The organism is Staphylococcus coagulans (assembly GCF_002901995.1).
Lineage (GTDB): Bacteria > Bacillota > Bacilli > Staphylococcales > Staphylococcaceae > Staphylococcus > Staphylococcus coagulans.
Map to the genome: position 1 here is coordinate 1 of NZ_PPQN01000144.1, position 481 is coordinate 481.

Annotated in this window: 1 protein-coding gene; it reads right to left on the bottom strand. The window is 25.2% G+C overall.

The features are described 5' to 3' along the window. On the bottom strand, positions 1-481 hold a 481-nt coding region (locus tag CD118_RS11825; RefSeq protein WP_142380888.1), incomplete at both ends, for a DEAD/DEAH box helicase.

Sequence of the window (481 nt, forward strand, 5' to 3'; positions counted from 1 at the left end):
AGTTAATAGTTTTTGCAGTATGTATATTTTTACTATTTAAACCTTGAACTTGATCATTCATTAAACCGATTAATGGTGATATTACTATAGTAACTTTCTTATTTTTTTTATTTTTATTATTCATATATAAAGAGGGAATTTGGAACATGATTGATTTACCAGCACCCGTAGATGATGTGATAAATATATCTTTTGGTGTTCTTTTCTCGTTTGAAATTTGCATCTGTTCAACAATTTCATCTATAATTTGAGCTTGGCTAATTTTCACAGTTTCTTTACTATGAGTATCTGTATAAATGTCTAAATCTCTAAAATTATTATGGTCCCAGTGTTCTTTCAATATTTTTAAATAATCAGTTTCTCTAGGAATAATTTTTTTATTTACTTTTGGATTATAAAATATAAAATTATTGTCAGTATAGAAATTAGCTAGCATTTTGAAGTGGTTTTCTATTTCACTAGGTAGGGTCAATATTATATT